Annotated in this window: 20 protein-coding genes and 1 pseudogene; 5 read left to right on the forward strand and 16 right to left on the reverse strand. The window is 73.2% G+C overall.

The features are described 5' to 3' along the window. Window positions 1-84: 84 nt before the first annotated feature. Window positions 85-486 (forward strand): hypothetical protein, encoded by a 402-nt coding sequence (locus ACIPM1_RS15030; RefSeq protein ID WP_402433921.1) that lies wholly within the window; start codon window positions 85-87, stop codon window positions 484-486. A gap of 59 nt (window positions 487-545) precedes the next feature. Here the strand turns inward: ACIPM1_RS15030 and der are convergent, their stop codons facing one another. From der to aroH, 5 genes are all read right to left on the reverse strand, one after another. Next, window positions 546-2,027 carry a ribosome biogenesis GTPase Der gene (gene der / locus ACIPM1_RS15035; protein ID WP_402433924.1) on the reverse strand — a complete coding sequence of 494 codons (1,482 nt, stop codon included), beginning with the start codon at window positions 2,025-2,027 and terminating at the stop codon, window positions 546-548. 63 nt (window positions 2,028-2,090) lie between these two features. Beyond that, window positions 2,091-2,810, reverse strand: coding sequence for a lysophospholipid acyltransferase family protein (locus ACIPM1_RS15040; protein ID WP_402433927.1), 720 nt, complete (start codon window positions 2,808-2,810; stop codon window positions 2,091-2,093). Next, the gene (gene cmk, locus ACIPM1_RS15045; RefSeq protein ID WP_356193310.1) at window positions 2,747-3,463 is read right to left on the reverse strand and encodes a (d)CMP kinase; all 717 of its coding nucleotides are present in this window, start codon (window positions 3,461-3,463) and stop codon (window positions 2,747-2,749) included. Before cmk ends, ACIPM1_RS15040 begins: the two co-directional genes overlap by 64 nt. Before the next feature lie 87 nt (window positions 3,464-3,550). Then, a complete protein-coding gene (locus ACIPM1_RS15050) occupies window positions 3,551-4,636 on the reverse strand; it encodes a prephenate dehydrogenase (RefSeq protein ID WP_402433931.1) in 1,086 nt (361 codons plus the stop codon). Then, window positions 4,633-4,995 carry a chorismate mutase gene (aroH, locus tag ACIPM1_RS15055; RefSeq protein WP_356193314.1) on the reverse strand — a complete coding sequence of 121 codons (363 nt, stop codon included), beginning with the start codon at window positions 4,993-4,995 and terminating at the stop codon, window positions 4,633-4,635. The genes ACIPM1_RS15050 and aroH overlap by 4 nt, the downstream gene beginning before the upstream one ends. 157 nt (window positions 4,996-5,152) lie before the next feature. Between aroH and ACIPM1_RS15060 the strand changes: the two are divergent. Further along, window positions 5,153-5,400: pseudogene (locus tag ACIPM1_RS15060) on the forward strand (DUF6529 family protein); the annotation flags it as partial. Next, the gene (locus ACIPM1_RS15065; RefSeq protein WP_402433934.1) at window positions 5,397-5,813 is read left to right on the forward strand and encodes a Rieske (2Fe-2S) protein; all 417 of its coding nucleotides are present in this window, start codon (window positions 5,397-5,399) and stop codon (window positions 5,811-5,813) included. The pseudogene ACIPM1_RS15060 and the gene ACIPM1_RS15065, both read left to right, overlap by 4 nt. Before the next feature lie 106 nt (window positions 5,814-5,919). Here ACIPM1_RS15065 and ACIPM1_RS15070 read toward each other — a convergent pair whose 3' ends face one another. From ACIPM1_RS15070 to ACIPM1_RS15110, 9 genes are all read right to left on the reverse strand, one after another. Continuing rightward, complete coding sequence (locus ACIPM1_RS15070) at window positions 5,920-6,978, reverse strand: pseudouridine synthase (protein ID WP_356193319.1); 1,059 nt, start codon at window positions 6,976-6,978, stop codon at window positions 5,920-5,922. Beyond that, on the reverse strand, window positions 6,978-7,640 hold the full coding sequence (gene scpB / locus ACIPM1_RS15075) for an SMC-Scp complex subunit ScpB (RefSeq protein WP_356193321.1): 663 nt from the start codon (window positions 7,638-7,640) through the stop codon (window positions 6,978-6,980). Before scpB ends, ACIPM1_RS15070 begins: the two co-directional genes overlap by 1 nt. After that, window positions 7,637-8,890 carry a segregation/condensation protein A gene (locus ACIPM1_RS15080; protein WP_402433938.1) on the reverse strand — a complete coding sequence of 418 codons (1,254 nt, stop codon included), beginning with the start codon at window positions 8,888-8,890 and terminating at the stop codon, window positions 7,637-7,639. The genes scpB and ACIPM1_RS15080 overlap by 4 nt, the downstream gene beginning before the upstream one ends. 18 nt (window positions 8,891-8,908) lie before the next feature. Further along, window positions 8,909-9,481 carry a hypothetical protein gene (locus ACIPM1_RS15085; RefSeq protein ID WP_402433941.1) on the reverse strand — a complete coding sequence of 191 codons (573 nt, stop codon included), beginning with the start codon at window positions 9,479-9,481 and terminating at the stop codon, window positions 8,909-8,911. Continuing rightward, entirely contained in the window at window positions 9,466-10,602 is a 1,137-nt protein-coding gene (locus ACIPM1_RS15090; RefSeq protein ID WP_402433944.1) for a ParA family protein, read from the reverse strand. Before ACIPM1_RS15090 ends, ACIPM1_RS15085 begins: the two co-directional genes overlap by 16 nt. A 412-nt stretch (window positions 10,603-11,014) precedes the next feature. Continuing rightward, window positions 11,015-12,139 (reverse strand): alanine dehydrogenase, encoded by a 1,125-nt coding sequence (ald, locus tag ACIPM1_RS15095; protein ID WP_402433947.1) that lies wholly within the window; start codon window positions 12,137-12,139, stop codon window positions 11,015-11,017. Window positions 12,140-12,274: 135 nt separating this feature from the next. After that, complete coding sequence (locus tag ACIPM1_RS15100) at window positions 12,275-14,362, reverse strand: tetratricopeptide repeat protein (RefSeq protein ID WP_402433950.1); 2,088 nt, start codon at window positions 14,360-14,362, stop codon at window positions 12,275-12,277. Window positions 14,363-14,544: 182 nt separating this feature from the next. Further along, a complete protein-coding gene (locus ACIPM1_RS15105; protein WP_356193334.1) occupies window positions 14,545-15,171 on the reverse strand; it encodes an NUDIX hydrolase in 627 nt (208 codons plus the stop codon). 84 nt (window positions 15,172-15,255) lie between these two features. After that, a complete protein-coding gene (locus ACIPM1_RS15110; protein ID WP_356193336.1) occupies window positions 15,256-16,920 on the reverse strand; it encodes a CTP synthase in 1,665 nt (554 codons plus the stop codon). 514 nt (window positions 16,921-17,434) lie between these two features. Between ACIPM1_RS15110 and ACIPM1_RS15115 the strand changes: the two genes are divergently transcribed. Further along, complete coding sequence (locus tag ACIPM1_RS15115; RefSeq protein ID WP_402434005.1) at window positions 17,435-19,237, forward strand: glycoside hydrolase family 15 protein; 1,803 nt, start codon at window positions 17,435-17,437, stop codon at window positions 19,235-19,237. Between the two features lie 70 nt (window positions 19,238-19,307). Continuing rightward, window positions 19,308-20,954, forward strand: coding sequence for a PucR family transcriptional regulator (locus ACIPM1_RS15120; protein WP_402433954.1), 1,647 nt, complete (start codon window positions 19,308-19,310; stop codon window positions 20,952-20,954). 114 nt (window positions 20,955-21,068) lie between these two features. On the opposite strand, the gene ACIPM1_RS15125 is transcribed toward ACIPM1_RS15120, so the two are convergent. Then, window positions 21,069-22,205 (reverse strand): glycosyltransferase family 4 protein, encoded by a 1,137-nt coding sequence (locus ACIPM1_RS15125; RefSeq protein WP_402433957.1) that lies wholly within the window; start codon window positions 22,203-22,205, stop codon window positions 21,069-21,071. Window positions 22,206-22,457: 252 nt separating this feature from the next. Further along, window positions 22,458-23,204 carry a hypothetical protein gene (locus tag ACIPM1_RS15130; RefSeq protein ID WP_402433960.1) on the reverse strand — a complete coding sequence of 249 codons (747 nt, stop codon included), beginning with the start codon at window positions 23,202-23,204 and terminating at the stop codon, window positions 22,458-22,460. Between the last annotated feature and the right edge of the window lie 112 nt (window positions 23,205-23,316).

Genomic DNA, 23,316 nt, shown 5'->3' on the forward strand with positions numbered 1-23,316 from the left:
CACGCCGGTTCACGCGGCCCCCCGCGCCCCTTTTGGGATGTTTCACAACCGCATCCCTTTGCGTGCGGGGTCGTTTGGACATACGTGCACGCATACGACGTTCCCCGCCGCCAGCCCTACCAGCCGATCCCGTCCGCGAGGTCGGCGCAGGATTCCGCCGGCAGCCCATCGGCCACGCCGATCTACGACGCGCTCTACGCCGAGTACGTCAAGTCCTACCGGACGCTGCCGGGTGATCGCAGCGGCGAGGAGAACCTCGGCTTCACCGCGTTCGGGATCCTCCCGCACGGCTCCGACCGGCACGGCACGGGCTCGTACGGCACGAGCGGGTACAGCGCCTACAGCGCGGGGGCTTACAGCACCCGGCACGCCACCGGCCAGCAGCAGACGCAGTGGCAGCGGGTCGGCACGCTGGGGCGGCAGCAGGACCCCGGGAGGCGCCACGTTCCGGCGGCGCTGCCGCCCGGTCCGCGCCGGGGAGCGTGACCTACGGCGAAGGGCGGCCCCTGGAGCAGGGGCCGCCCTTCGCCGTGACCGTACCGGTGTCACTTCTTCTTCGTGCCGCGCTTCTCGCGCACCCGCACCGAGATGTGGATCGGGGTGCCGTCGAAGCCGAACTCCTCGCGCAGCCGGCGCTCGACGAAGCGCCGGTAGCCCGCCTCGATGAAGCCGGAGGCGAACAGCACGAACCGCGGCGGCTTGGTGCCGGCCTGGGTGCCGAACAGGATGCGCGGCTGCTTGCCGCCCCGGACCGGGTGCGGGTGGGCGGAGACCAGCTCGCCGAGGAAGGCGTTCAGACGCCCGGTCGGCACGCGCGTCTCCCAGCCGGCCAGCGCCGTCTCGATCGCCGGGACCAGCTTCTCCATGTGGCGGCCGGTGCGGGCCGACACGTTGACGCGGGGCGCCCACGCGACCTGGGCGAGCTCGGTCTCGATCTCGCGCTCCAGGTAGTAGCGGCGCTCCTCGTCGAGGGTGTCCCACTTGTTGTACGCGATGACCATGGCGCGGCCGGCCTCGACGGCCATGGTGATGATCCGCTGGTCCTGCACGGAGATGTTCTCGGAGGCGTCGATCAGGACGACCGCGACCTCGGCCTTCTCCACGGCCGCCGCCGTGCGCAGCGAGGCGTAGTAGTCGGCGCCCTGCTGGAGGTGGACGCGCTTGCGGATGCCCGCCGTGTCCACGAACTTCCAGGTCGTGCCGCCCAGTTCGATCAGCTCGTCGACCGGGTCGCGGGTGGTGCCCGCCAGTTCGTCGACGACGACGCGCTCCTCGCCGGCCACCTTGTTCAGCAGGGAGGACTTGCCGACGTTCGGGCGGCCGATCAGCGCGATGCGGCGCGGGCCGCCGACGGCGGCGCCGAAGGTCTGCGCCGGCGCCTCGGGCAGCGCCTCCAGGACACGGTCCAGCATGTCGCCGGTGCCGCGGCCGTGCAGCGCCGAGACCGGGTGCGGCTCGCCGAGGCCCAGGGACCACAGGTAGGCCGCGTCGGCCTCGCCGCTCGGGCCGTCCACCTTGTTGGCGGCCAGCACCACGGGCTTGCCGGCCTTGCGCAGCAGCCGTACGACCGCCTCGTCGGTGTCGGTCGCGCCGACCTTGGCGTCCACGACGAAGACGACCGCGTCGGCCGCCTCGATCGCGTACTCGGCCTGCGCGGCCACGGAGGCGTCGATGCCGAGGACGTCCTGCTCCCAGCCGCCGGTGTCGACGACCTTGAAGCGGCGGCCCGCCCACTCGGCCTCGTAGGTCACGCGGTCGCGGGTCACGCCCGGCTTGTCCTCGACGACCGCCTCGCGGCGGCCGATGATCCGGTTCACCAGGGTCGACTTGCCGACATTGGGGCGGCCGACGACGGCGAGCACGGGCAGCGGGCCGTGTCCGGCCTCCTCGATGGCGCCTTCGACGTCGTCGAGGTCGAAGCCCTCCTCCGCGGCGAGCTCCATGAACTCCGCGTACTCGGCGTCGCCGAGCGCCCCGTGCTCGGAGGCGAGCTCGGCCGAGCCGTCGGGCTGGTTCTGGTCGTTCATGAAGTCCGTACCTCGTCGTTCCTTCGTGGTGATCGGTGGAGCACCCCCGTCGGGGGTGCTCCACTACTTGAGTGTGGCCTGGCGCCCGGTGAGACGCCTGGCGTTTTCCAGGTGGGCGGTGAGCTGCTTCTGGATGCGCTCGGTCGCCTCGTCGAGCGCCCGGCGCGTGCGCCGTCCGCTTCCGTCGCCCGCCTCGAAGGGGTCGCCGAAGACGACGTCGACGCGGGAGCGCAGCGGCGGCAGCGCCTTTATCAACCGTCCCCGCCGCTCGGAACTTCCCAGCACGGCCACCGGCACGACCGGGGCGCCGCTGCGCACCGCGAAGTACGCGAGCCCGGCCCGCAGCGAGGCGAAGTCGCCCTCTCCGCGGGTGCCCTCCGGGAAGATGCCGAGAACGCCGCCGGCCTCCAGGACGCCCAGCGCCGTGGTGATCGCGGTGCGGTCGGCGGAGTGGCGGTCCACCTTCACCTGGCCGATGCCGGTCAGGAAGGGGTCGAGCGGGCCGACGAACGCTTCCTTCTTGATCAGGAAGTGCACCGGCCGCGGGGCCACGCCCATCACCATCGGGCCGTCGACGTTGTGGGAGTGGTTCACGGCGAGGATCACCGGACCGGTCGCGGGCACCCGCCAGGAACCCAGCACGCGCGGACGCCAGAGCCCGTACATCAGCCCGACGCCGATCCGGCGGCCGACGTCGGCACCGCGCTCGGACGGAAGGCTCACCGCGCGGCCTGCTTCTCCCCGGCGGCGGCCCGCTTCTCCTCGACCAGGGTGACGACGCACTCGATGACCTGCGCCAGCGTGAGCTCGGTGGTGTCCACCTCGACCGCGTCGGCGGCCTTGGCCAGCGGCGAGGTCTTGCGGCTGGAGTCGGCGGCGTCCCGCTTGATCAGGGCCTCGCGGGTGGCATGCACGTCGACGCCCTTCAGCTCACCGCTGCGGCGGGCGGCACGCGCCTCCGGCGAGGCGGTGAGGAAGATCTTGAGGTCGGCGTCCGGCAGCACCGTGGTGCCGATGTCGCGGCCCTCGACGACTATGCCCCGCTCGGCGGAGGCGGCCAGCGAGCGCTGCAGCTCGGTGATCCGGGCGCGCACCTCGGGGACCGCGCTGACCGCGCTGACCTTGGAGGTGACCTCCTGGGTGCGGATCGGGCCGGCCACGTCCACGCCGTCGACGGTGATCGTCGGGTGGGCCGGGTCGGTGCCGGAGACGATCTCGGCCTTGCCGGCCACGGCGGCGATCGCGGTGGGGTCGTCGAGGTCGATGCCGTTGGTCACCATCCACCAGGTGATCGCCCGGTACTGGGCGCCGGTGTCCAGGTAGCTCAGGCCGAGCTGCGCGGCCACGGCCTTGGACGTGCTCGACTTGCCCGTGCCGGACGGGCCGTCGATGGCGACAATCACGGGCTGGGCGGTCCGGGCGGCGCCGATTTCCACAGCGGGGCACCTTCCTGGTGATGGTGGTGGGTGTGTGCGGGACGCGAAGGCGCCCCGCACAAGGTTACTGTCTCCCCGGAGGCCCTTTTACTGGCGGATGGCCCAGCCCCGCTCGCGCAGCGCCGCCGTCAGCACCGGCGCCGCCTTCGGCTCCACCGTCAGCTGCACCAGACCGGCCTGCTGGCCGGTCGCGTGCTCGATGCGCACGTCCTCGATGTTGACCCCAGCCATCCCCGCGTCCGCGAAGATACGGGCCAGCTGGCCGGGCTGGTCGTCGATGAGCACGGCCACGACCTCGTAGACCCGCGGCGCGGAGCCGTGCTTGCCGGGGACGCGGACCTGGCCCGCGTTGCCGCGGCGCAGGACGTCCTCGATGCCGTGGGTGCCCTCGCGCCGCTTGGCCTCGTCGGCGGACTGCAGGGCGCGCAGGGCGCGGACCGTCTCGTCGAGGTCGGCGGAGACGTCGGTGAGCAGGTCGGCGACCGGGCCCGGGTTCGCGGACAGGATGTCGATCCACATCCGCGGGTCGGAGGCGGCGATCCGGGTCACGTCCCGGATGCCCTGCCCGCACAGCCGTACGGCGGCGTCCTCGGCGTGCTCCAGGCGCGCGGCGACCATGCTGGAGACCAGGTGGGGCATGTGGGAGACGAGGGCCACGGCGCGGTCGTGGGCGTCGGCGTCCATGACGACCGGGACCGCCCGGCAGTGCGAGACCAGCTCCAGGGCGAGGTTGAGCACCTCGGTGTCGGTGTCCCGGGTCGGGGTGAGCACCCAGGGGCGGCCCTCGAAGAGGTCCGCGGTGGCGGCCAGCGGGCCGGAGCGCTCCCGGCCGGACATGGGGTGCGTGCCGATGTAGCGGGTCAGGTCGAGGCCGAGCGACTGCAGCTCGCGGCGCGGCCCGCCCTTGACGCTGGCGACGTCCAGGTAGCCGCGGGCCACGCCCCGGCGCATGGCGTCGGCGAGCACCGCGGCCACGTGCGCCGGCGGGGCGGCGACGATCGCGAGGTCGACGGGGCCGTCGGGCGCCCCGTCCGTGCCGGCGCCCAGCGCGGCCGCCGTACGGGCCTGCTCGGGGTCCTGGTCGGCGAGGTGGACGGTGACGCCCCGGCGGGCCAGGGCGAGGGCGGCGGAGGTGCCGATCAGCCCGGTGCCGATGACGAGTGCGGTTCTCACTGGGCGATGTCCTTGCGCAGGGCGGCCGCGGCGCCCAGGTAGACGTGGGCGATGTCGGCGCGCGGTTTGTCGGACTCGATGTGCGCGAGGACGCGGACGACGCGGGGCATGCCGCCCTCGATGTCCAGCTCCTGGGCGCAGATCAGCGGCACGTCGACGATGCCGAGCTTGCGGGCCGCGGCCGCCGGGAAGTCGCTGTGCAGGTCCGGCGTGGCCGTGAACCAGATGCTGATCAGATCGTCCGCGGTCAGGCCGTTCCGCTCCAGGACGGCGGTGAGCAGGGCTCCGACCTGCTCGTCCATGTGGCCGGCCTCGTCCCGCTCCAGTTGGACGGCCCCCCGGACCGCTCGTACCGCCACGGCGTTGCTCCTTGCTGACGTGAGCGTTCGCTGCTCTTCGGATGTCTGTCGGCTCAGGGCGTCCAGCCTAGTCAGCCCGGGTGGGGTGGGGGCGTGGCGCCCGCGAGCTGAGACGGCTGCTCCCGTGCGCGCCCCTGGACAGGTCCCGGCACCACCGGCCTCGCCGGGCGCGGTGCACCGTCCGTACGCCCCCGATCGGCAGACGTGCGAAACGCGAGTTTTGTGGCACTCCCTCCCGGGTTGTTTCTTCTGTGGGGTGTTCAGTGCCAAGATGCTTCTGCTCCGCTCGGAGCGCCTCCCCGGCCGGCTGCCGCCGGTGCTCGGCGGACTGGGTTCGCCGTGCTCGCGGCCGTCCGGCCGACGTCCGCCCGCTGGTTCTTCCGCACGTTCGGAGTGACGACATGACGCACGACTCGACGCGGCGCACGGTTCTCGCGACGGGAGCGGCGGCGCTCGCCGCGGCGGGCTGCAGCAAGCACGGCGGCAGCGACACCTCCGCCGAGTCCTCGCCGTCGCCGAACGACTCCGGCGGGCGGGAGCTGGCGCGCACGAGCGACATCCCGGTGGGCGGGGGCAGGATCTTCCGGGAGCAGCGGGTCGTGGTCACCCAGCCGAAGAAGGACGAGTTCAAGGCCTTCACGGCGATCTGCACCCACCAGGGCTGCACCGTGTCCAGGGTCGCGGGCGGCACCATCGACTGCCCCTGCCACGGCAGCCGTTTCCACATCGCCGACGGCTCGGTGGCGGCGGGCCCGGCCCCGGCGCCCCTGCCCGTCCAGCAGATCACGGTGGCGGGGAACTCGATCCGCCTGGCGTGAGACTCCGCGCACGCCAGGCTTCCCGGGGACCCCCTGGGCCCCGGGAAGGACCCGGCACGCCCCGGAAGGACCCGGGACGGACCCGGCGCGCCCCGGCAGCGGGGCCCTAGAGGTCGACCTCGCCCATCAGCATGCCGACCTCGGTGTTCGACAGACGGCGCAGCCAGCCGGACTTCTGGTCGCCCAGGGTGATCGGGCCGAAGGCGGTGCGGACCAGCTTGTCGACCGGGAAGCCGGCCTCCGCGAGCATCCGGCGGACGATGTGCTTGCGGCCCTCGTGCAGGGTGACCTCGACGAGGTAGTTCTTGCCGGTCTGCTCGACGACCCGGAAGTGGTCGGCGCGGGCGTAGCCGTCCTCCAGCTGGATGCCGTCCTTCAGCCGCTTGCCCAGGTCGCGCGGGATGGGGCCGACGATGTGCGCCAGGTAGGTCTTCTTCACGCCGTACTTGGGGTGGGTCAGCCGGTGGGCCAGCTCGCCGTGGTTGGTGAGCAGGATGACGCCCTCGGTCTCGGTGTCGAGCCGGCCGACGTGGAAGAGCCGCGTCTCACGGTTGGTGACGTAGTCGCCGAGGCACTGACGGCCTTCCGGGTCCTCCATCGTCGAGACGACGCCGGCGGGCTTGTTCAGCGAGAAGAACTGGTACGACTGCGTCGCCACCGTCAGGCCGTCGACCTTGACCTCGTCCTTCTCCGGGTCGACCCGCTTGCCCTGCTCCAGGACGATCTCGCCGTTGACCTCGACCCTGGCCTGCTCGATCAGCTCCTCGCAGGCGCGCCGGGAGCCGTAGCCCGCGCGCGCGAGCACCTTCTGCAGCCGCTCGCCCTCCTGCTCGGCGCCCGGGAAGGTCTTCGGCAGCTTGACGTCCTTCTTGCCGGCGTACCGCTCCCGGTTGCGCTCCTCGGCGCGGGCCTCGTACTCCCGGGAACGCGCCGGGGCGGTGCGGCCGTCGCCGGACCGGGGCTGCTTGGGACCGCCCTTGGCGCCGCCGCGGGCCGCGCCGCCGCGTCCCGCCTTGGGGCCGTCCTTCGTGGCGCCGGGGCCCACGTCGTAGCGGCGCTCCTCGGGGCGGGGCTTGCGGGGGCGGCCCTGGCCCTGCTTGTCGTCCCTGCTGTTGCCGGCACCTCGGTAGTTACCGCGCCCGCCGCTCTTGCCGCTGCTTCGCATCAGAATTCCGTCGTCGTCGTGTTCGGTGGACCGTCGTCCGCGTCCGGGGCATCCGGATCGAACGACGGTACGGCTTCCTGGGTCTCGGCCTCGATCGCCTCCGCCTCCGGGAGGAAGGGCGCGAGCTCCGGGAGCTCGTCCAGACCGCGCAGGCCCATCCGCTCCAGGAAGTAGTTCGTCGTCGTGTACAGGATCGCACCTGTTTCGGGTTCCGTGCCCGCCTCCGCGACCAGACCGCGCTGGAGCAGGGTACGCATCACGCCGTCGCAGTTGACTCCGCGTACGGCCGAGACGCGGCTGCGGCTCACCGGCTGACGGTAGGCGACCACCGCCAGGGTCTCCAGCGCGGCCTGGGTGAGTCTGGCCTGCTGGCCGTCCAGGACGAAGCCCTCGACGGCCGCCGCGTACGCGGGCCGGGAGTAGAAGCGCCAGCCGCCGGCGACGAGCCGGAGCTCGAAGCCGCGGCCCTGCACGGTGTACTCGTCGGCCAGTTCCCGAAGGGCGTCCGCGATCTGCCGCCGGGGCCGCTGGAGCGTCTTCGCCAGGAGCTCCTCGGTCGCGGGCTCGTCCACGACCATCAGGACGGCCTCCAGGGCGGGCTTGAGGTCGAGGTCGGCGACGGTGGGCGGCCCGGCCGGTGCGTCGGTGGTGTCCTCGCTCACGCCTTCTCCTCCTCGGGCTCCTTGGGGCCCTTCGTCTCCTCGGGCCGCTCGGGCGGCCGGTCGAACTCGTCCGTCACCATCGAGGCGGTGTCCTCGTCCCCGCCGGTCCAGCGCACGAGCAGCTCGCCGAGCGCCGTCTCCTGGTCGAGGGCGACGGCCTTCTCGCGGTACAGCTCCAGCAGCGCCAGGAAGCGCGCCACGACCGTGAGCGTGTCGTCGGTGTCCTCCACCAGCGCGCGGAAGCTGGCCTCGCCCAGCTCCCGCAGCCGCGCGACGACGATCCCGGCCTGCTCCTGCACGCTCACCAGCGGCGCGTGGATGTGGTCGACGTACACCTGCGGCTTGGGCCTGGGCTGCATCGCCTTGACCGCGAGCCTGGCGAAACCCTCCGCGCCGATGCTGATCACGACCTCGGGCAGCAGCTCGGCGTGGTGGGGCTCCAGACCGACGGTACGGGGGTAACGGCGGGCCTCCGCGTCGAGGCGGCCGCTGAAGATGTCGGCGATCCGCTTGTACGCGCGGTACTGGAGCAGGCGCGCGAACAGCAGGTCCCGTGCTTCGAGCAGCGCGAGGTCCGCCTCGTCCTCGACCTCGGCGGCGGGCAGCAGCCGGGCCGCCTTCAGGTCGAGCAGCGTGGCCGCCACGACCAGGAACTCGGTCGTCTCGTCGAGGTCCCAGTCCGGTCCCAAGGCCCGGATGTACGCCATGAACTCGTCCGTCACCTTCGACAGCGCGACCTCGGTGACGTCGAGCTTGTGCTTCGAGATCAGCTGGAGGAGCAGGTCGAAGGGGCCCTCGAAGTTCGCCAGCCGGACCTTGAAGACGTTGTCGTCGCCGCTGCCGCCGTCATCGCCGTCCGGGCCGCTCCGGCCGCCTCGGCCGTCGCCCGGTTCGCCGTCCCCGGTGTCGGGCCGCGTCCGGGGCCGGGGGGCCGGCGACGGCGCCCGCACCGCGAGGGGCGCCGGCTCCGGAGAGCGCGCCGGCTCGGGCGCCTGCGTCGGCGTGGGCGCCGACGGCGGTGTGCGGAGTTGCGTCGGCGTGCGTGCCGGTTCGGGCTCACGGGCTTGTTCGTCACCCGGTGCCGGTGCGGGCTCCGGGATCGCTTCGGGCGCCTGTGCCGCTTCTGCCGGTGGTTCCGGTTCGACCGGTGGCGCCGGCCGCGGGGCGCTCGCGCCCGGGCCCCGTCCCAGCGCGCGCCGGCGGCCGGCGGGCGGGCCGGAGGCGGGGGCGGGAACGTCGTGCGAGGTCATGGCCTCCGCAGGCTACCGCTACCGCCCGCGCAGCCGTCGTACGAGGATGCTGGCGTCTCCCCGGGTCTCCAGATCCGCGAGCACCACGGCGACCGCCTCGCGGACGATGCGCCCGCGGTCCACGGCCAGCCCGTGCTCGCCGCGCAGGACCAGACGGGCGTGCTCCAGGTCCATGAGTTCCTCGGCGGAGACGTACACGGTGATCTTCTCGTCGTGCCGTTCCCGGCCGCTGGGGCGGCGGCCGGCCGCCCGGCCGCGCTTGCGGGGCTGCTGCTCGGCGGCAGAACCTTCCTGCGCTCCCTGGCGCCGCCCGGAGCGCTCGGCGGCCGCGCCGCGGCTGCGGGACTCGCCGGAGTCGGCCGGTTCGGCGTCCGCGGCGACGTGCTCCGCGCCCTCGCCGTCACCGGCCTGCGCGGGCACCGCCTGCGGCGCGTCCTCCGCCGCCGCGGCCGCCGCGTCGCCCTCCCCCGCGGGAGCGGGCACCCGGGCCTCGCCGTTGGCCTGGCGCCGGGGTGTCGACGACTGGAGCCCCATTCCCCCTGTCGTACGGAACAGTTCGTCGGCCCCCGGCAGACTCACTCGGCGTGACACCGGGCGAGCACCTCCCTGGCGAGCTGGCGGTAGGCGGCGGCGCCGACGGAGTTGGAGGCGTAGGTGGTGATCGGCTCACCGGCCACCGTGGTCTCCGGGAAGCGGACCGTGCGCCCGATGACCGTGTGGTAGACGTGGTCGTCGAACGCCTCGACGACGCGCGCGAGCACCTCGCGGCTGTGCACGGTGCGCGAGTCGTACATCGTGGCGAGGATCCCGTCGAGCTCCAGGTCGGGGTTGAGGCGCTCCTGGACCTTCTCGATGGTCTCGGTCAGCAGCGCGACACCGCGGAGGGCGAAGAACTCGCACTCGAGCGGCACGATCACCTTGTGAGCGGCGGTGAGCGCGTTGACGGTGAGCAGACCGAGCGAGGGCTGGCAGTCGATCACGATGAAGTCGTAGTCGTCCATCAGCGGCTTGAGGGCGCGCTGGAGCGTCGACTCGCGCGCGACCTCGGAGACCAGCTGGACCTCCGCGGCCGACAGGTCGATGTTGCTGGGCAGCAGGTCCATGTTGGGGACCGCGGTCTTCAGCAGCACCTCGTCCGCGGACATGCCCCGCTCCATGAGCAGGTTGTAGACGGTGAGGTCGAGCTCCATGGGGTTGACGCCGAGACCGACCGACAGCGCGCCCTGCGGGTCGAAGTCCACGAGCAGCACCCGGCGGCCGTACTCCGCGAGCGCGGCACCCAGGTTGATGGTCGACGTGGTCTTGCCGACGCCGCCCTTCTGGTTGCACATCGCGATGATCTTCGCGGGGCCGTGGTCGGTGAGCGGGCCCGGGATGGGGAAGTACGGCAGCGGGCGCCCGGTCGGGCCGATGCGCTCACGGCGCTGGCGGGCCGCGTCGGGCGCGAGCGTGGCCGCGTACTCCGGATCGGGCTCGTACTCGGCGTCGGGGTCGTAGAAGTGCCCCTCGGGCAGTTCGTCGTAGTCGGCGAAGTGGGTGCGGGGCGCGCCACTTCCGTCGCCGGCCCTGGCGTTCACGTGATGGCCATCCATGCTCTGGGGTGCTGGCTGGGTCACTGCCGGATTCCGGTGACCCTGGTGGGCTGCGAAGGTGCGCACAGCGACGGAGCCGACAGCCTCGAGCCCCGTGGGACCCTGGCCCCGCGCGGGCATTCCTGGTTGACCACCCCCGGGAGTAAATGTCGACTCATTCACAAGTCGTCTTACCTCCTTGGTGACCAGGGAACTTCTAGACAGGTCAGCGTGGCACCATGCCGACGATTGGCGACTCTATGGCGTGTCGGGCGTCCGCAGCAACACAATCCGCCGGACCCGGCCCGATGTGTCGGCAATGAAACACCCCCCTGTCAAGGGCGTACGGCCGTCGCACGGCAGGTTTCACCGGTGCGTGAATCGGTCGATTGGTTGCGATCGGCGCGAGTTGACCGAGTGCGGCGAAGTGACCATACACACACCCGGCCGGACCTTGTCGGGCAAGGTCCGGCCGGGTGCGCGGTGTTGACGACCAGTGTTGACGTATCGCCTTTTGCCGATCGCCGACTTGACCGGCGGAGGTGGCGGCGGATCAGCCGAGGAGGGTCTCCAGCTCCACGTGCTCCAGACCGTGGGCCTCGGCGACCTCCCGGTAAACGACCTTGCCGTCATGGGTGTTGAGACCCTTGGCCAGGGCGGCGTCCCGGCGCAGCGCCTCCACCCAGCCGCGGTTGGCCAGTTCGACGATGTACGGCAGCGTGGCGTTGGTCAGCGCGTAGGTGGAGGTGTTGGGCACCGCGCCGGGCATGTTGGCGACGCAGTAGAACACCGACTCGTGGACCCGGAAGGTCGGCTCGGCGTGCGTGGTCGGGTGCGAGTCCTCGAAGCAGCCGCCCTGGTCGATGGCGATGTCGACAAGGACACTTCCCGCCTTCATCCGGGAGACCAGCTCGTTGGTGACCAGCTTCGGGGCCTTGGCACCCGGGATGAGCACGGCGCCGACGACGAGGTCGGCCTCGAGGCAGGCCTTCTCCAGCTCGAAGGCGTTGGAGACGACGGTCTGGATCTTCGTACCGAAGATCTTGTCGGCCTCCTTGAGCTTGTTGATGTCCTTGTCGAGCAGGGTGACGTGGAAGCCCAGGCCGATGGCGATCTGCGCGGCGTTCCAGCCGGAGACGCCGCCGCCGATGATGACGGCCTTGCCGGCCGGCACGCCCGGGACACCGCCCGGCAGCACACCCCGGCCGCCGGCGGCGCGCATCAGGTGGTAGGCGCCGACCTGCGGGGCGAGCCGGCCCGCCACCTCGGACATCGGGGCGAGCAGCGGCAGCGCGCGGTTCGCCAGCTCGACGGTCTCGTAGGCGATCGCCGTGGTGCCGGACTCCAGGAGGGCGTCCGTGCACTCCTTGGAGGCGGCCAGGTGCAGGTAGGTGAAGAGGATCTGGTCCTTGCGGAGGCGGTGGTACTCCTCCGCGATGGGCTCCTTGACCTTCAGCAGCAGGTCGGCGGAGGCCCAGACCTCGTCGGCGGTCTCCAGGATCTGGGCACCGGCCGCCACGTACTCCTCGTTCGGGATCGAGGAGCCGACGCCGGCGTTCCGCTCGACGACGACCTGGTGGCCGTGGCGCACCAGCTCGTGCACGCCGGCGGGGGTGATGGCCACCCGGAACTCGTTGTTCTTGACCTCGCGGGGGATGCCGACCTTCACGTCGATCACGGTCCTTGACTCAGGGAATGTGGGGCAATACAAGACGCACTCCGGCACGCGGGGGCATACCAGGAGACACCGCAGGAGAACGAGCGGCAGAGCCAGTCTAATGAAGGCGTTCTCGCTGTCTAGCCTTTCATTGCATCAATCTTCAGCGGATGTGATGCGGATTTCGCAGGCGTTAGCATCCTGTTCCGGCGATGTGGCGTCCGTACCGCCGTCTTCGGCCCCCTGGACCTCCTCTCCCAGGATGCGCTCGGCGGCCCCGCGGTGCAGGCTCGCGGCCACCGGGTCGCCGAGGCGCTCCAGGGTGTCGGCCAGCCTCAGCTGCAGCGCCGCCTGCAGCCGGACGTCGTCGGCGCGCCTGGCCCACTCGACCGCCTCCTGGCAGGTGCGCAGCGACTCCGCGGGCCGCCCCGCGTACTCCTGGACCCGGGCCAGCTCGCTCAACGCCCTGGCGTGCGCGGGCACATCACCGGTCCTGCGGTGCTCGGCGATCGCCGCGCGCCAGTTGCGCAGGGCCTCGCCGTAGCGGCCCGCGTAGGTGTGCGCGCCGGCGATCCGGCCGTACAGCCGGGCGGCCTCCTCGTGCTCGCCGCGGGCCAGGCGCTGGGACAGCGCCCGGCCGAACCAGTCGGCGGCCCGGTCGTGATCGCCGAGCTCCTGGTGGGCCCCGCCTACGGATTCCATCGCGCGGCCGGTCGCGTAGGGGTCGTTCGCCTCCCGGCCGGCGTCCAGCGCGGCCCGGTAGCGGGCCAGCGCCTGGGCCGTCCGGCCGGTGCGGGCGTCCAGGTCGGCGAGGTTCAGCAGGGCCGCGGCCCGCTCGCGGGGCAGCCGCCGCCGCTCGGCCACGTCCAGCACGAGGCGGTGGATGCCGTACAGGTCACCGGCGGCGGCCTGGGTGCCGAAGTGGGCGACCATCGCCCGCACGAGCTGGGACATCAGTCGGCGGGCCAGGGTGTCCAGCTCCCCGTCGGCCACCGCGAGCCGGGCGGCGGCGAGCAGGGCGGGCCGCCGGGCCCGCAGCCAGTCCTCGGCGGCCCGCGGGGTGGGAAAGCGCAGCGCGGGCGGCAGGCCCTTCAGCTTCTCCCGGGTCTCCGGGCTGTCGGTCTCGGTGATCGCGCGGCAGGTCTGCAGCAGCCGTACGGTGCGCTCCAGCATCCGGGCGCGGGCGAGCTGCAGCTCGGCGGGGCGGTCATGGGCCCGGGCCAGGGACAGCAGCAGCGGATGCAGGCAGCCGGGGACCTCGTACCGCGGCAGCGGTGCGGGCACGGCCCGCAGCAGGCCCGTCCCGGCGAGGTCGTCGAGGACGCCCCGCGCGCTGTCGAGGGAGCAGCCGGCGAGCGCGGAGGCGGTGTGCGGGTCGATGTCGCCGGCCGGGGCGAGGGCGAGCAGGCGCAGCAGCCGCGCGGCACCGGCCGGCAGGCAGGCGTGCGCGAGCCGCAGGACACGGCCGAGCGGGGCTCCCTCGTCGGGGTCGGCGTGCAGCTGCTTGGCGAGGTCGGCGACGGCCGCCTGGGGGTGGGCGGCCAGCCAGCCGCCCGCCAGGGTGAGCGCGGCGGGCTGGCCCTGGAGCAGTTCCACCAGACCCTCGGCGGACCGCGGGTCGACGGTGACCCGGACCGGGTCGATGTGCCGGGTCAGCAGTTCCAGCGACGATTTGGTGTCGAGGCCGCCGAGGGTGCAGGGGCGGACGTCCGCGATGCCGGTGAGCGGGCCCCGGGAGACGGCGACGAGCAGGCAGTCCGCGTTGTCCGGGAGCAGCGCGTCGACCTGCTCGGCGCCGGGCGCGTCGTCCAGCAGGAGCAGGGCCGCGCGGTCGGCGAGGGCGGCCCGGAACGCGTCGGTGAGGTCCTCCTCGGTGGCGCCGGGCGGGGTCGGCAGGCCGAGGGCGGCGAGCAGTTCGCGGGCGGCGCGCTCGACGGGCACGGGCGTGCCGTCGGGTTCGGTGAGCCGGGCGCGCAGCACCCCGCCGGGGTAACGGTCCGCGACCTGCCGGACGAGTTCCTCGGCGAGCGCGGTCCGGCCGGAGCCGGGCCTGCCCGCGATGAGGAGGACCCGCGCGCGGGGGGCCTTGCGTCCCGAGATGGTGTCCAGGCCGGCCCGCTCGATGTCGGCGCGCAGCTCCTTCAACTCCCGTGCGCGGCCCAGGAATCGGTGTTCCCCGGCCGCGGGGAGCGGGCCCTTTCCGGACGGGTTCGCACCGCTCGGTTCCACCGCCTGATCCGCCACGGGCCACACTCCCGTCCCACCGCACGCGCAAGCCCGCCGGGACTCCGGTCCGGGCGTCCTCAGAGCCTAGTTCACGCTCTGCGACCTTCCGGGCGGAGCGCGGCGGTGGGGTCGCCCGATCGGATCAGGCGATGGTCACACCGGAACGGGAGGGGTGTTCCGGGGAGCGGGTCGCGGTGGTTTCAGGACTCGAAGGGTCGGGCCGGCCAGGGCGCCTCGGCCGGGCGCAGCGCGTCCAGCCCGTCCCCGGTCCGCGCCGCGACGAGCGAGAGGACGCCGGCGACCAGGCAGGTGTTGTGCAGCTCGCCGGCGAGCACGCCCCGCACGAGGTCCTCGACCGGCACCCGGGCCAGCTCCAGGTCGATCTCCTCGTGCTCGGCCTCGAACTTCTCGCCCTCGGCCGCGGACAGCCCCCGGGCGAGGAAGATCCGCACGGCCTCGTCGCTGCCGCCGGGGCTGGTGTACAGGTCGGTGAGCACCCGCCAGTCCTCGGCCTTGACGTGCGCCTCCTCGTAGAGCTCGCGCTGCGCGGCGTGCAGCGGGTTCTCCCCCGGCACGTCGAGCAGGCCGGCCGGGATCTCCCACAGCTTCTGCCGTACGGGGTGGCGGTACTGGCGGATGACCACCACGCGGCCGGCGTCGTCCAGGGCCAGGATCGCCACGGAGCCGGGGTGGACCTGGTAGTCGCGGGTGACCACGGTGCCGTCGGGCATGACCACCTCGTCGGTACGGACCGAGGTCTTGTTCCCGGTGAACGGGGTCTTCGTGGCCCGGGTCTCCCACTCCTCGGGGATGTCCTTGATCGTCATGCCCTGCCCTTCCGCACGTACAAAAAGAAAACGGGGGTGCGCACCGTTGAAGGAACGCACCCCCGTCACCGTACAACCGGTGTGTTACTCGGAGCCCTTGCGCATCGCGTCCTGCCGCAGCACGGCCGCCTTCACCAGCCCCGCGAACAGCGGGTGCGGGCGGGTCGGCCGCGAGCGCAGCTCGGGGTGCGCCTGGGTGGCGACCAGGTACGGGTGGACGTCGCGCGGGTACTCGACGTACTCGACGAGCTTGCCGTCCGGCGAGGTGCCGGAGAAGACGATGCCCGCCTTCTTCTCCAGCTCGGCGCGGTAGGCGTTGTTCACCTCGTAGCGGTGACGGTGGCGCTCCTCGACGTACTCCTTGTCGTCGTACACCTCGCGCACGATCGAGCCCTCGGCCAGCTTGGCCGGGTACATGCCCAGACGCATCGTTCCGCCCATGTCGCCCTCGCCGGCGACGATGTCGAGCTGCTCGGCCATGGTGGAGATCACCGGGTGGCCGGTGGCCGGGTCGAACTCGGTGGAGTTGGCGTCGGAGATGCCGGCGAGGTTGCGCGCGGCCTCGATCACGATGCACTGCAGGCCCAGGCAGAGGCCGAGCAGCGGGATCCCGTTCTCGCGGGCGTAGCGGATGGCGCCGACCTTGCCGAGCACGCCGCGGTCGCCGAAGCCGCCCGGAATGCAGATGCCGTCGACGTCGGCGAGCTGCGCCTTGGCGCCGGCCGGGGTCTTGCAGTCGTCCGAGGTGACCCACTTGATCTTCACGCGGGCCTTGTTGGCGAAGCCGCCCGCGCGCAGCGCCTCGGTGACCGACAGATAGGCGTCGGGCAGGTCGATGTACTTGCCGACCAGGGCGAGGGTGATCTCGTGGTCGGGGTTGTGGACGCGGTCGAGCAGGTCGTCCCAGGTCGTCCAGTCCACGTCGCGGAAGGGGAGGTCGAGCTTGCGCACGACGTAGGCGTCCAGGCCCTCGGAGTGCACGACCTTCGGGATGTCGTAGATCGAGCGGGCGTCCGGGCAGGCGACGACGGCGGCCTCGTCGACGTCGCACATCAGGGAGATCTTGCGCTTGATCGCGGTGGGCACCTCGCGGTCGCAGCGCAGCACGATCGCGTCCGGCTGGATACCGATGTTGCGCAGGGCGGCGACCGAGTGCTGGGTCGGCTTGGTCTTCAGCTCGCCGGAGGGGCCGATGTACGGCAGCAGCGAGATGTGGACCACGAAGACGTTGTCGCGGCCGACCTCGTGCCGGACCTGGCGGACGGTCTCCAGGAACGGAAGCGACTCGATGTCGCCGACCGTGCCGCCGACCTCGGTGATCACCACGTCGACCTCGTCCGTCGCCATGCGGCGGATGCGGTGCTTGATCTCGTTGGTGATGTGCGGGATGACCTGCACGGTGTCGCCCAGGTATTCGCCGCGCCGCTCCTTGGCGATCACGGTCGAGTAGACCTGACCGGTGGTGACGTTGGCGGAGCCGTCCAGGTCCCGGTCGAGGAAGCGCTCGTAGTGGCCGATGTCCAGGTCGGTCTCGGCTCCGTCGTTGGTGACGAACACCTCACCGTGCTGGAAGGGGTTCATCGTGCCCGGGTCGACGTTCAGGTACGGGTCGAGCTTCTGCATGACGACGCGCAGGCCGCGGGCCTTGAGCAGCATGCCCAGGCTGGAGGCGGTGAGGCCCTTGCCGAGCGAGGAGGCGACACCCCCGGTGACGAAGATGTGCTTGGTCGTCGTAGATTTCGGCGGCATGGCCAAGAGGGGGCTCCCGTGGTCGCGGTTCGGAGTGCGGTGCGGCGGTCCGGCCCGGAAATCCCGGGTCGCCGGGCGGAGGCGCCGTCGCTGCGGTTCGGGGGGATCGAGCCCACCGGTCCACGGGCTACCAGGGTATCAGCGCCGGAGAGGGATGACTTCCGGCCACGCTCCGCGCACAGGTCGACACGGGCGCGCACCGGTCACGGCTTTATCACCCGTGGCTCACCCTTTCGGCGCATGCGCGTTGCCCGGAGGGGCACACGCATCAACTACGTGCGTCGTATCCTGCTCGGACACTCGCTGCCGAGCCCGGCCGGCCACACGGCACCACCCCCCGCCCGTGACCACCGGCACAATGTGTGCTCGTCAGTTCGTTGAGCAACAATGGACGCTTTGTCCCCCAAGCGAGCGGCCGCTGCCTCGCCGCTCGACGACGCATTACAACGACCCCTTGACCGCACTAGCGACCGCCCCCATGCGGGGTGACGTGGCCGTTCGACTGGAGTTGCACGTGGCCGGGCGCATCGAAGACTACGCACTCATCGGAGACATGCAGACCGCTGCCCTGGTCTGCCGGGACGGGACGGTCGACTGGCTGTGCCTGCCCCGCTTCGACTCGCACGCCATCTTCGCCGGTCTGCTGGGTACGGAGGAACACGGCCTGTGGCGTCTCGGTCCCGCCCACGCGGCGGACGAGGAGCCGCCCACCGCGGCCCGGCGCAGCTACCGCGGCGACTCGCTGATCCTGGAGTCGGAGTGGGACACCCCGCGCGGCACGGTCCGCGTGACCGATTTCATGCCCCCGCGCGACGGCGCCCCGCAGGTCATCCGGATCGTGGAGGGCGTCACCGGCCGGGTGCCCATGCGCTCGTCGCTGCGGATGCGGTTCTCCTACGGCCGGATCGTGCCGTGGGTGCACCGGTACGACAAGCGCACGGTCGCGGTCGCCGGCCCGGACTCCGTGTGGTTCGACACGGAGGTGGAGACCTACGGCGAGTCGCTGACCACGTACGCGGACTTCACGGTCGCTCCCGGTGACCGGATCGCGTTCACCATCTCGTGGCAGCCCTCGCACAAGGAGGCGCCGCCGCTGCCGGAGCCGGAGCAGTCGCTGGAGGCGACGGAGGACTTCTGGCGCGAGTGGGTCGGGCACTGCACGTACCACGGCCCCTACCGCGAGGCGGTGGTCCGCTCCCTGATCACGCTGAAGGCGCTGACGTACGCCCCCACGGGCGGCATCGTCGCCGCGCCCACCACCTCCCTGCCGGAGGACATCGGCGGCGTGCGGAACTGGGACTACCGCTACACCTGGCTGCGGGACGCGGCGATCACCCTGTCCTCGCTGCTGCGCACCGGCTACCGCGAGGAGGCCCGCGCCTGGCGCGAGTGGCTGCTGCGCGCGGTCGCCGGCGACCCGGAGAACCTGCAGATCATGTACGGCATCGCCGGTGAGCGCGAACTCGGCGAGGCGGAGCTGGACTGGCTGCCCGGCTACGAGAACTCCGCGCCGGTCCGGGTGGGCAACGGCGCCGCGCACCAGCTCCAGCTCGACGTGTACGGCGAGGTCACCGAGGCCCTGCACCTGGCGCACATGACCGGCCTGGCCCGCAACGACTACGCCTCCCTGCTCCAGCTGAAGCTGATCCGCTACCTGGAGAAGCACTGGCAGGAGCCGGACGAGGGCATCTGGGAGGTGCGCGGCCCGCGCCGCCACTTCGTGCACTCCAAGGTGATGGCCTGGGTCGCCGTCGACCGCACGATCAAGCTGATCGAGTCCGGCGACGCCGACGGCCCGCTGGAGCAGTGGAAGGAACTGCGCGACGACATCCACCGGGACGTGTGCGAGAAGGGGTACGACAAGGAGCGCAACACCTTCACGCAGTCCTACGGCTCCCGGGAGCTGGACGCGTCGCTGCTGCTCATCCCGCAGATGGGCTTCCTGCCGCCGGACGACAAGCGCGTCATCGGCACCATCGAGGCGATCCAGCGCGAGCTCTCCACCTCGGACGGTTTCATCCTGCGCTACCCGACCGACGGCGAGCACGCGGGCGTCGACGGCCTGCCCGGCGACGAGGGCGCCTTCCTGGCCTGCTCGTTCTGGATGGCCGACGACCTGGCGATGATCGGCCGCGTGGAGGAGGCCCGGAAGCTGTTCGAGAAGCTGCTGTCGCTGCGCAACGACCTCGGGCTGCTGGCCGAGGAGTGGGACCCGAGGCTCCAGCGCCAGGTGGGCAACTTCCCGCAGGCCTTCAGCCACGTCCCGCTGATCGACACGGCCCTGCGCCTGACGGCGAGCGGGGCGTACGGGGGCTGAGCTTCCCGCAGGTCGGCGCCGGGGACGGCGAACTGTCCCGGCGCCGCCACCGCGGGGTAGCGTCCGCTGCATGGACCGCAGATTCGACACCGAGGGAGCCGGGATCACGGTCCAGCGCGCCCTCGAGCTGCCCGGCCTCCGCAGCGGCCTCCCGGAGGTCCTGGCCGGCGCCGACCGGCTGAACCGCACCGTCCGCTGGGTGCACGCCGGCGAGGTCCCCAACATCGCCTCCCTCCTCAAGGGCGGCGAACTCCTGCTGACCACGGGCTACGGCCTCGGCACCCGGCCCGCCGACCAGCGCGCCTTCGTCCGCACGCTCGCCGACCGCGGCATCGCGGCCCTCGTCGTGGAGCTCGGCCCCCGTTTCGCCCGGCTGCCCGCCGCCCTGGTCGAGACGGCCCGCGCCGCCGGTCTGCCGCTGGTGCAGCTGCACCGCGAGGTGCCGTTCGTGACGGTCACCGAGGAGATCCACACGGAGATCGTCAACGGCCACTACGCGCTGCTCCAGCGGGCCGAGGAGGTGCACCGGCGCTGCACGGAGGCCCTGCTGGGCGGCGGCGGGGTGCCGCAGGTCCTCTCCATCCTCGCCGACTTCGGCGGCAACCCGGTGTTCCTGGAGACCCCGGACGGCCGGCTGCTGTACGCGGCGGGGTCCGGACCCGAGGGCGCCGATCCGCTCCAGGTGTGGGAGGGGCTGCGCGGGCAGCACAAGGACGTCCCGCCGCCGGCCGGGTCGGTCCTCGTGGACGTGCCCGGTGGCGGCCCGGGAGCGGGCGCGGTGCGCGCCCGGCTCGTGCTGCTGCCGGTCCGCTCCCCCCTCGGCCCGGTGCACCGCATGGCCGCCGAGCGGGCCGCGGGCATCCTGGCCGTGGTGCTGATGCAGGCCCGGCAGGAGGAGGAGCTGGCGGCCCGCGGCCGCGGCGACTTCCTCACCGACCTCGCCGAGGGCCGGATCACCGCGGAGGACGCCCCGGCGCAGGCCCGTGTCCTCGGCTTCAAGCCCGGCGGCAGCCCGCTGCTCCCCGTGGTCATGCGGCTCGGTGACGCCCTCGCGCCCGGCGGTGGCTGGGCGGTGCTGGCGCGCGCGGTCGCCGAGGAGCTCGCCTCGGTGGGCGTGCCGGTGCTGCTGGGTGTACGGCCGGTCGAGGGGCGCGTCCTGCTGCTGGTCGGTCTGCGCGCGGAGCCGGAGCGGCCGGCGGTCGCGGACCGGGTCGCGGCGGCGTTGCGGGCCGGGGTGGAGCGGGCCGGGATGCGACGGCCCGGCGCGCAGCCCCCGGTCGTGGTCGTCGGGGTGGCCGGCGGCTGGGCGGCCGCGTCGGCGGGCCTGCGGCACGCGGCCGAGACGGCGACGGCGGCGCTGGGACTGCCGGAGCGGCCCTGGTACGACGCCCGCCGCCTCGACATCGACCTGCTGCTGTGGCGGCTGCGCGACCATCCGGACCTGGCGGCCTTCGTGGACCGCGCCATCGGCCCGGTCCGGGACCACGACAACCGGTCCCGGCCGCCGCTGCTGCCCACCCTCCAGACGTACCTCGCGCACGCGGGCCGCAAGGCGGAGACGGCCCGCGAGCTGCACCTCAACCGGCAGACGCTCTACAACCGCCTGGCCCGCATCGGGGAGTTGCTGGGCACCGACCTCGACGACCCGCAGACGGTACTGGCGTTGAGCCTCGCCCTGCGGGCACGCCGCCACGTGCCGCAGGTCGGCGGGACCTAGCTGAGGAGATGTCGCGGACGGCGGTGACGGCCTCGGGGCCGTGGGGCGCTCCGTGGGGCGGCCCGGGCCCGTGGGCGGGGCGCCCCGGACCACCGGGCCGGCGGCCCGGTCGCCTCAGATCAGCGGCTGGGGCTGCGTCAACTCGTCGTAGACGCTGAGAACTTGGGCGACGGTCTCGTCCTCGGTGGGCCAGGTGGCGGCCTGCCGGATGCCCCGCTCCCGCAGCGCCTCGCGCCGCCCGGGGTCGCCGAGCAGCCGTACGACGGCGGCGGTGAACGCCTTGGCGTCCTGATGCGGGAACAGTTCGGCCGCGTCGCCGACGATCTCGGGGATGCCGCCCGTGCGCGCCGCGACCAGCGGGACGCCCGCGTGCAGGGCCTCCTGGGCGAGGACGGAGCGGGACTCCCCGCTCCTGGGCAGCAGTGCCAGGTCGGCGGCGGCGAGGAGCTCGCCCACGTCGTCGCGCCGTCCGACGAGCCGGACCGGCAGTTCCTCGTCCTCGATCCGGCGCTGCAGGACCGGGCGCAGCGGCCCCTCCCCCGCGATCACCACCAGCGGCGCGGGATCGAGGTCCCGCCAGCCGCGGGCGGCGTCCAGCAGCAGTTCGTGGCCCCGGTGCCGTTCGAGGGCGGCGACGGCGATGAGCAACGGCCGCCCGGTGGAGCCGAGTTCGGCGCGCACCTTGGACCGGGGGCGCTCGGGGTCCTCGTACCCGGCGGTGCCGCGGGGCCGGGGCACCGCGACCGCGGCGAGCCGCGCGTCCCGCGCGCCTCTGCGGCGGGCCCGGTCCACGAGCTGCGAGGTGGTGCCGAGCACGACGGTGGCGGCCTTGGCGACCCGCCGCTCCAGCAGGCGCAGCAGCTGGGCGCGGGGGCCCTCGGCGCGGGTGTGGTTGTGCCAGGTGACGACGAGCGGGGTGGTGCGCCCGCTGAGCGCGAGCGCCGCCCGGAACGAGGCGTGCAGCCCGTGGGCGTGCACCAGGTCCACGTCCGAGCAGATCGTGCGCAGCGCGGCCACCGACACCGGGTCGCTGCTGCGCGGCACCGGGACATGGGCGGCGCCGGCCCCGGTGAAGTCGTAGGCGCGGTCGGTCTCGTCGGGGGCGCACACGGTGACCCGTACGCCCCGGGCGACCAGCCCCGCGGCCAGCGACCGCACGTGCGCGCTGCTGCCGGCGTTGCCTCCGCCGAGCACCTGCACGGTGCGCAGCGGCGACTGACCGTGCGATGCGTGGCTGCTCACGGGGCTCACGGGGGCCGGGGCTCCTGGGTCGGGGTGGGACGGTCACGAGGAAACGTACAGAAGGTGGGCCGCGGTCAGGATGTACCGCGCGTTACCTTCGCGTGCCGGTTTTCCGCCCCAAGGATGCCAGCACGTACGGGTGTTCCGGGAATGCCAGGGTGCGGTAAGAGCAGGGTTAGCGGGCGTCCGGCCGGTATGCGTCACCCACACGGGTGATGAATCCTCCGGGGGAGGAGGCACGGTCCGGACGCACCGAGCGTGTCAGAAACGGGCAAGCCCGCTCACCTTGTCGCCGAAGACGGCCGCGGCCACCACCGCGGCGGCGTGCGCGACCAGTCCGGGGCGCCCGTTGCACACGACGGCGGCCGCGCCGACGGCCGCGCCCAGGGCGTGCGCCCCCGTGTCACCGATCATCACGCGCTCCCCCAGGTCGTCGGGCAGGACCGCCGCGGCGGCGCCCGTCGCGGCGGCGGCCAGTTCCGCGCCGGGGCCCCGGCGCAGCAGCCCGGGCGCGCCGAGCGCGAGCACCGCCGCGGCGGCGCGGCCGGGGCGCACGTCCAGGAGGTTGACGGCGTGCGCGGCCCCGGCGATCACGATGCCCGCGAGCACCTTGTCCAGCGACCGCTCCTTGAGCAGCGCGCCCGCGCAGAGACCGGCAGCGGAGATGCCGAAGAGCTTGACCGCCCCGCTGGTGATCTCGCCGTGCCGCAGCGCCGTGAGGTGGGCGCGGAAGCCGCGCCGGGGGTCGCCGGCCCCGGCGATGTCGTCGTAGGCGCCGCAGGCGCCGGCGGCCGCGACCGCGAAGGCGGCGGCCGGCCGCACCCGCCCGGCGGCGACCGCCGCGGCCAGCGCGGTCGCGGGGCCCGCGTACAGGCCGACGGCCCGCCCGGCGTGGTTCCTCCGCTCCCAGCGCTCCCGGCCCCCGGGCGCGGCGGCACGCAGGGCGGCGGTCCCGGCCCGGGCGAGCCCGGCGGCCAGCACGAACGACACGGCGACACGACGCATCATCCCGCCACCCTACGGTCCCCGGCCCCCCACGTCCGACGGATCATCGGCCGGCACACGCGGGTTTCGGAACGCTCCTCCGGACCGGTCAGGACTGCGCGGAATCCAGGCGCCC

The organism is Streptomyces sp. NPDC086766, from assembly GCF_044746005.1.
Taxonomy (GTDB): Bacteria; Actinomycetota; Actinomycetes; order Streptomycetales; family Streptomycetaceae; genus Streptomyces.

Bases quoted from the DNA above. Each gene is read 5' to 3' on its own strand.
- ACIPM1_RS15065 (WP_402433934.1), top strand. From the start codon at position 5,397: ATGACGCACGACTCGACGCGGCGCACGGTTCTCGCGACGGGAGCGGCG.
- ACIPM1_RS15130 (WP_402433960.1), bottom strand. From the start codon at position 23,204: ATGATGCGTCGTGTCGCCGTGTCGTTCGTGCTGGCCGCCGGGCTCGCC.
- ACIPM1_RS15080 (WP_402433938.1), bottom strand. From the start codon at position 8,890: ATGACCTCGCACGACGTTCCCGCCCCCGCCTCCGGCCCGCCCGCCGGC.
- ACIPM1_RS15105 (WP_356193334.1), bottom strand. From the start codon at position 15,171: ATGACGATCAAGGACATCCCCGAGGAGTGGGAGACCCGGGCCACGAAG.
- ACIPM1_RS15070 (WP_356193319.1), bottom strand. From the start codon at position 6,978: ATGCGAAGCAGCGGCAAGAGCGGCGGGCGCGGTAACTACCGAGGTGCC.
- ACIPM1_RS15110 (WP_356193336.1), bottom strand. From the start codon at position 16,920: ATGCCGCCGAAATCTACGACGACCAAGCACATCTTCGTCACCGGGGGT.
- ACIPM1_RS15090 (WP_402433944.1), bottom strand. From the start codon at position 10,602: ATGCCCGCGCGGGGCCAGGGTCCCACGGGGCTCGAGGCTGTCGGCTCC.
- der (WP_402433924.1), bottom strand. From the start codon at position 2,027: ATGAACGACCAGAACCAGCCCGACGGCTCGGCCGAGCTCGCCTCCGAG.
- ACIPM1_RS15120 (WP_402433954.1), top strand. From the start codon at position 19,308: ATGGACCGCAGATTCGACACCGAGGGAGCCGGGATCACGGTCCAGCGC.